Source organism: Streptomyces sp. NPDC104367, from assembly GCF_055583825.1.
The window spans coordinates 42,460-49,220 of sequence record NZ_JBVJND010000017.1 but is presented as its reverse complement, the minus strand read 5'-3'; the positions used below and the strand labels follow the sequence as shown (position 1 = coordinate 49,220).

Genomic DNA, 6,761 nt, shown 5'->3' with positions numbered 1-6,761 from the left:
GCCGCCTCCCACCCCGACGAGCCGTCACCCTCCACAGCCGACGCCTCCCGTCGTCCCCGGACCCTGGCCGTCCCGCACCGCGACGAGCCGTCGGGCGCCGCGCCCGACACCTCCCGCCGCCCCCGGACCCCGGCCGCCCCGCACCCCGACGAGCCGTCAGCCGACGTCGCCCCCCGGCCCCGGACCACACACGCCCCGCACCCCGACGAGCCGTCAGCCCCCGTGCCCGATGCCCCTCGGCTGCCCCGGACCATGGCCACCCCCCACCGTGACACCGAGCTCCGTCGCACCTTTGCCTCGCTCCCGGTGCGGGCCGCCGGGGGCGGTGCCGGATTCGCCGAGACCTGGTGGGGCAACGCGTGGATGCGGGCGCTGGAGGAGGGCGCGCTGGACGTCAAGCGGCTCGCGCGCGGGCGGGGTTACGCCGAGCAGGGGCACGTGGACGCGATCACGGTGACCCCCGGTCTGGTGCTGGCGTACGTGCAGGGCAGCCGGCCCCGGCCGTACCGCGTGCAGCTCCGGCTGCGCACCTTCGGCGACGACGAGTGGGAGCGGCTGCTGGAGGCCGCCGCCGACCGCCCCGCGGACATCGCCGCACTCCTCGACAAGGAACTGCCGCAGACCCTCGCCGACAGCGGGGACCCACTCCTGCCCGGCCCCGGTGAGCTCGAACCCCGGTGCAGCTGCCCGGACTTCGGTCACCCCTGCAAGCACGCGGCGGCCCTCTGCTACCAGACCGCGCGGCTGCTGGACGCCGACCCGTTCGTGCTGCTCCTGCTGCGCGGCCGGGGCGAACGCGAGGTGCTCGACGCGCTGTCCCGGCGCAGCGCGGCCCGCGCGGCCCGGGAGCGGCAGCCGTCGGTCCTGCCCGGCGTCCGGGCCACCGAGGCGCTGGTGGAGCGTCGGCTCCCGCCGCTGCCGCCCCCGTTGCCGGTCCCGCCGCATCCCGAGCAGCCTCCGGTGTACCCGGCGGTGCCCGGCGGCCCCGACCCCTTCGCCCTGGACCAGCTCGCCACCGACGCCGCCGCCCGCGCCCACGCCCTGCTCAGCACCGGACGCGACCCGGTCGGCGACCTGACCCTCTGGCAGGACGCGGTACGGCTCGCCGCGGCCCGCCCCGGTTCGGGTCTGACCGCCTCCACCCGAGCCCTCTACGCGTCGCTCGCGGACGCGGTCGGCCGTACCCCGGGCGACCTGGCACGCGCGGTCGCCGCCTGGCGCCAGGGCGGCGCGGAGGGGCTGGCGGTGCTGGAGGAGCCGTGGGATCCGCCGGCCGGCCGCTTCGACCGGGCCCGCCCGCTCCTGCTCGCCGCCGACCTGCCGGCGTTCCGCCCCTGGCACAACCACCTGACCCACCCCGGCGGCCGTATCCAGCTCCGCCTGGGCCGCGACGGGCTCTGGTACGCCTACGAGTCGGAACCGGGCGCCGAAGACTGGTGGCCCAGAGGCACCCCGGACCTGGACCCGGTCGGCGCGCTGACCGGCCTCGGAACCGCCGACGACCTCTAGCCGCCTCCCACCGGCCCCGGCCCGCCGTGTTCTCGCCCGTCAACTGACCCCGAAAGGAGATGAGTCGAGGTGTGCGGGGGCCCCTCGGCCGCCGCAGGGCGACACCGTGCGCCGCACGTACCCGGAGGATCTTCGCAAGGCTGCCACAACCGGGGACGGGTTGCACGGGGTTACGACCCGAGCACGTGGGACCGGGGGAGATGTGAGAGCGTGCAGGGCGTGAGCGAGACACCTACGAACACCCTGCAATACCGCTTTGACGGGCCAGAAGACGCACCTGTCCTGATCCTGGGTCCCTCACTCGGCACGACCTGGCACATGTGGGACAGGCAGATTCCGGAGCTGACCCAGCAGTGGCGGATCTTCCGCTACGACCTGCCGGGCCACGGCGGCGCCCCCGCGCACCCCGCCGGTTCCGTCGCCGAGCTGACCGCCCGGCTGCTGGCCACCCTCGACTCCTTCGGGGTGCAGCGCTTCGGCTACGCGGGCTGCGCGCTCGGCGGCGCCGTCGGCATGGAGCTGGCCCTGCGCCACCCGGAGCGGATCGCCTCGCTGGCGCTGGTGGCCGCCTCGCCCCGGTTCGGCACGGCGGACGAGTTCCGCCAGCGCGGCGTGATCGTGCGGACGAACGGCCTCGACCCGATCGCCCGGACCTCGCCCGAGCGCTGGTTCACCACCGGGTTCGCCGCCGCACAGCCCGCCATCACCGAGTGGGCCGTCCAGATGGTCCGCACCACCGACCCCGGCTGCTACATCGCCTCCTGCGAGGCCCTGGCCGGCTTCGACATCCGGCACGAGCTCGCCCGGATCGGCGTGCCGACGCTCGTCCTGGTCGGCTCCGACGACCAGGTCACCGGTCCGGCCGAGGCCCGTACCCTCGTCGCCGGGATACCGGACGCCCGGCTCGCGGTCGTGCCCGGCGCCTCCCACCTGGTGCCGGTCGAGCAGCCCGCCGCCGTCACCGACCTGCTGGTGCGGCACTTCTCCACCGCCTGGCAGCCGGCCTACGACTCCACCACCGGCCAGATCGCCCTGCCGGCCATCCCGGCCAAGCCGGTCCCGGCCACCGCGCAACAGGCCGTGCCGCAGGTCGCCCCGCAGGTCAAGCCCATCGCGGAGATCGCCCCGGCGGTCCTGCCGCCGCAGCCGCTCGGCCGGCCCGACCCGTACGACGCGGGGCTCAAGGTCCGCCGCGAGGTGCTCGGGGACGCGCACGTGGACCGGGCGCTGGCGCAGGCCGACGACTTCTCCGGGGACTTCCAGGAGTTCATCACCCGCTACGCCTGGGGCGAGATCTGGGACCGGCCCGGCCTCGACCGGCGCTCGCGCAGCTGCGTCACGATCACCGCGCTGGTCGCCGGCGGCCATCTGGAGGAGCTGGGCTTCCACGTCCGGGCCGCCCTGCGCAACGGGCTGACCCCGGACGAGATCAAGGAGGTACTGCTCCAGGCGGCGGTGTACTGCGGGGTACCGGCGGCCAACAGCGCGTTCCGGGTCGCCCAGCAGATCATCCGCGAGGAGACCACTCCCGAGGACTGAGACACCGGCCGGGGGCAGGATGGTGACCATGAAGCTCACCAAGAAGTCCCACGCGTGCGTGCGGCTCCAGAAGGACGGGCGCACGCTGGTCCTCGACCCCGGCGGGTACAGCGAGGAGGACGCGGCGGTCGGCGCGGACGCGATCCTCGTCACGCACGAGCACGCCGACCACTTCGACGAGGGGCGGCTGCGGACCGCGCTGGAGGCCAACCCGGCCGCCGAGATCTGGACCCTGAAGGCCGTCGCCGACCTGATCGCGGCGGCCTTCCCGGGCCGGGTGCACACGGTCGGCCACGGCGACACCTTCACCGCCGCCGGCTTCGACGTCCAGGTGCACGGCGAACTGCACGCGGTGATCCACCCGGACATCCCGCGCATCACCAACGTCGGCTACCTGATCGACGGCGGCCGGGTCTTCCACCCCGGCGACGCCCTCACCGTCCCCGGCGGGCCGGTCGAGACGCTGATGCTCCCGGTGATGGCCCCCTGGAACAAGATCTCCGAGGTCATCGACTACGTCCGCGAGGTGAAGCCGCAGCGCGCCTACGACATCCACGACGCCCTCCTCACCGACCTGGCCCGGCCGGTCTACGACCGCCAGATCGGCGCCCTGGGCGGCGCCGAGCACCTGCGGCTCGCCCCGGGGGCCTCGGCCGACGTCTGAGCGGCGTTGTCGGAGGGGCCCGGTAGGTTGTGGGGCATGCGCATCGCGACCTGGAACGTGAACTCGATCACCGCCCGCCTGCCGAGGCTCCTCGCCTGGCTGGAGAGCAGCGGCACCGACGTGCTCTGCCTCCAGGAGGCCAAGCTCGCCGAGGCGCAGTTCCCGTTCGAGCAGCTGCGCGAGCTGGGCTACGAGGCCGCGGTGAACGCCACCGGGCGGTGGAACGGCGTGGCGGTGCTCTCCAGGGTCGGCCTGGCGGACGTCGTCAAGGGACTGCCCGGCGACCCCGGCTACGACGGCGCCGAGGAGCCCCGCGCGATCTCGGCGACCTGCGGCCCGGTCCGCGTCTGGTCGGTGTACGTGCCCAACGGCCGCGAGGTGGACCACCCGCACTACGCGTACAAGCTCCAGTGGTTCGAGGCGCTCAAGGCCGCGGTCGCCGGTGACGCGGGCGGCAGCCGCCCCTTCGCCGTCCTCGGCGACTACAACGTGGCGCCGACGGACGACGACGTCTTCGACACCGCCGCCTTCGAGGGCCTCACCCACGTCACCCCCGCCGAGCGCGCCGCCCTCACCGCCCTGCGCGGGACCGGTCTCTCGGACGTCGTGCCGCGCCCGCTGAAGTACGACCACCCGTACACCTACTGGGACTACCGCCAGCTCGCCTTCCCCAAGAACCGCGGCATGCGCATCGACCTGGTGTACGGGAACGAGCCGTTCGCCAAGGCCGTCAAGGACGCCTACGTCGACCGTGAGGAGCGCAAGGGGAAAGGCGCCTCCGACCACGCCCCGGTGGTGGTGGATCTGGAGGTCTGAGTGTCAACCTGGGACCATGAACATCCCCTTCCTGGGTAACAGGCACGGTAAGACCGGTGACGTCCCCCACACCGCCGACCCCGACCTGCTGGCCGAGTGCGAGCTGCTGCGCGCCCAGGCGGCCGAGGAGGGCGTCGCGCTCGACGACACCCCGGCCTCGCTGGAGGCGCTCGACCAGTTGCTGCCCCGCTGGCGCGACGACGAGGAGACGGTGCCCTGGCTCGGCACCGACGCCGGCCTCTACCTGGGCACCGTCCTGATCCGTACCGTCCCCGGCGCGGAGTGGGAGATCCGGGCGGACGGCGAACCGGTCGTACGCCTCGCGTCCGGGCGGGAGTTCGAGGTCGTGGGGTGCGGCCAGGAGTGGGCCGCCAGTGGTGTCCCCGAGCTCTCCCAGCTCTACGCGGAGGTCGCCGAGGTCTGAACGGCGTAAATACGGCTAATGCCTGAAAAGTGCGTGTCGTGCCCCCGGCCCGGTCGCCGCTGGATAGTTTGCGGCGACCACGACACGGCTGAGAGTGGGTAGGGCTGCGTATGGCCGTCGATCCTCTGATCGAACTGCGGGACGTCAACAAGTACTACGGCGAGCTGCATGTCCTGCGGGACATCGATCTCACCGTCGGCAAGGGCGAGGTGGTCGTGGTCATCGGCCCCTCGGGGTCGGGGAAGTCCACGCTGTGCCGGACCATCAACCGGCTGGAGACCGTCCAGTCCGGCACCATCACGCTCGACGGGCAGCCGCTGCCCCAGGAGGGCAAGGCCCTCGCGCGGCTCCGTGCCGAGGTCGGCATGGTCTTCCAGTCCTTCAACCTGTTCGCCCACAAGACGGTCCTGCAGAACGTCTCCCTGGCCCAGATCAAGGTCCGCAGGCGCAAGAAGGACCAGGCCGACCGGCGCTCCCGCGAACTCCTCGACCGCGTCGGCCTGTCGGCGCACGCCGACAAGTACCCCGCACAGCTCTCCGGCGGCCAGCAGCAGCGCGTGGCCATCGCCCGCGCCCTCGCCATGGAACCCAAGGCCCTGCTCTTCGACGAGCCCACCTCGGCCCTCGACCCCGAGATGATCAACGAGGTCCTGGAGGTCATGCGGCAGCTCGCCCGCGACGGCATGACCATGGTCGTCGTCACCCACGAGATGGGCTTCGCCCGCTCCGCCGCCAACCGCGTGGTGTTCATGGCCGACGGCCGCATCATCGAGGACCGCGCCCCCGAGGAGTTCTTCACCGCCCCGCGCACCGAGCGCGCCAAGGACTTCCTCTCCAAGATCCTCAAGCACTGAGCGGGGGAGCGTCACCCATGTTCCGTACCACCCGTGTGCCCGCGGCCGTCCTGGCCCTGCTCACCGTGCTGCTCGCGGCCCTCGCGGCGGCCGGCTGCGGCAAGGAGGGCAGCCCGCCCGGCAAGGGCCCCGAGCCCGGGACGCTCCCCGAGTACCAGGTCGCACAGGACTTCCGGCTGCCCGGCTCACCGACCTGGACCCGGGCGAAGAAGCGCGGCCACCTCGTCGTCGGCGTCAAGGAGGACCAGCCCTACCTCGGCGAACGGGACCCGGCCACCGGCGCCTACTCCGGCTTCGACATCGAGATCGCCAGGATGATGTCCGCGTCCCTCGGCTTCGACCCGAGGACGACCCGCTTCAAGACCATCGCCTCCGCCAACCGCGAGACGGCGCTTCAGAACGGCCAGATCGACTTCTACGTCGGCACCTACACCATCAACGACAACCGCAAGAAGCTGGTGGGTTTCGCCGGCCCCTACTACATGGCGGGCCAGTCGCTGCTCGTGCGCCGCGACGAGAACGACATCCACGGTCCCGCCGACCTCGACGGCAAACGGGTCTGCTCGGCGGCCGGCTCGACGCCGTACCAGCGCATCGAGGCCGACTACCCGAAGGCGGTCCTCGTCGCCTACGACACCTACTCCGTGTGCGTCGACAACCTGCTCACCTACCAGGTCGACGCCGTCACCACCGACGACGCCATCCTCATCGGCTACGCGGCCAAGGCCCCCGACGAACTCAAGGTCGTCGGCAGGCCCTTCTCGAAGGAGCCCTACGGCATCGGCGTACCGCACGGCGACACCGCCCTGCGGTACGCCCTCGACGACGCGCTGGAGGCACGTGAGAAGAACGGCGACTGGAAGAAGGCGTACGAGGCGACGCTCGGCCTGTCCGGCGTACCCGCCCCCGACCCGCCCGCGATCGACCGCTACCCGGCGAGCTGAGCGAGGACGGC

Annotated in this window: 7 protein-coding genes; all 7 read left to right on the top strand. The window is 72.9% G+C overall.

The annotated features are described in order from the left end of the window. Positions 1-1,509, top strand: a 1,509-nt coding sequence (locus tag ACZ619_RS25055; protein ID WP_469602951.1) for an SWIM zinc finger family protein, incomplete at its 5' end; no start/stop codon positions are given. 219 nt (positions 1,510-1,728) lie between these two features. Continuing rightward, a complete protein-coding gene (gene pcaDC, locus ACZ619_RS25050; RefSeq protein WP_469602949.1) occupies positions 1,729-3,048 on the top strand; it encodes a bifunctional 3-oxoadipate enol-lactonase/4-carboxymuconolactone decarboxylase PcaDC in 1,320 nt (439 codons plus the stop codon). 28 nt (positions 3,049-3,076) lie between these two features. Beyond that, positions 3,077-3,712, top strand: coding sequence for an MBL fold metallo-hydrolase (locus tag ACZ619_RS25045; RefSeq protein ID WP_469602946.1), 636 nt, complete (start codon positions 3,077-3,079; stop codon positions 3,710-3,712). A gap of 36 nt (positions 3,713-3,748) precedes the next feature. After that, complete coding sequence (locus ACZ619_RS25040; protein WP_469602945.1) at positions 3,749-4,528, top strand: exodeoxyribonuclease III; 780 nt, start codon at positions 3,749-3,751, stop codon at positions 4,526-4,528. Positions 4,529-4,544: 16 nt separating this feature from the next. Next, positions 4,545-4,952, top strand: a complete 408-nt coding sequence (locus tag ACZ619_RS25035; RefSeq protein ID WP_469602943.1) for a DUF6278 family protein — start codon at positions 4,545-4,547, stop codon at positions 4,950-4,952. Between the two features lie 110 nt (positions 4,953-5,062). Beyond that, entirely contained in the window at positions 5,063-5,806 is a 744-nt protein-coding gene (locus tag ACZ619_RS25030; RefSeq protein ID WP_469602941.1) for an amino acid ABC transporter ATP-binding protein, read from the top strand. 17 nt (positions 5,807-5,823) lie between these two features. Continuing rightward, positions 5,824-6,750 carry a glutamate ABC transporter substrate-binding protein gene (locus ACZ619_RS25025; RefSeq protein ID WP_469602939.1) on the top strand — a complete coding sequence of 309 codons (927 nt, stop codon included), beginning with the start codon at positions 5,824-5,826 and terminating at the stop codon, positions 6,748-6,750. The last annotated feature ends 11 nt before the right edge of the window (positions 6,751-6,761 follow it).

Bases quoted from the DNA above. Each gene is read 5' to 3' on its own strand.
- ACZ619_RS25030 (WP_469602941.1), top strand. From the start codon at position 5,063: ATGGCCGTCGATCCTCTGATCGAACTGCGGGACGTCAACAAGTACTAC.
- ACZ619_RS25035 (WP_469602943.1), top strand. From the start codon at position 4,545: ATGAACATCCCCTTCCTGGGTAACAGGCACGGTAAGACCGGTGACGTC.
- ACZ619_RS25040 (WP_469602945.1), top strand. From the start codon at position 3,749: ATGCGCATCGCGACCTGGAACGTGAACTCGATCACCGCCCGCCTGCCG.
- ACZ619_RS25025 (WP_469602939.1), top strand. From the start codon at position 5,824: ATGTTCCGTACCACCCGTGTGCCCGCGGCCGTCCTGGCCCTGCTCACC.
- ACZ619_RS25045 (WP_469602946.1), top strand. From the start codon at position 3,077: ATGAAGCTCACCAAGAAGTCCCACGCGTGCGTGCGGCTCCAGAAGGAC.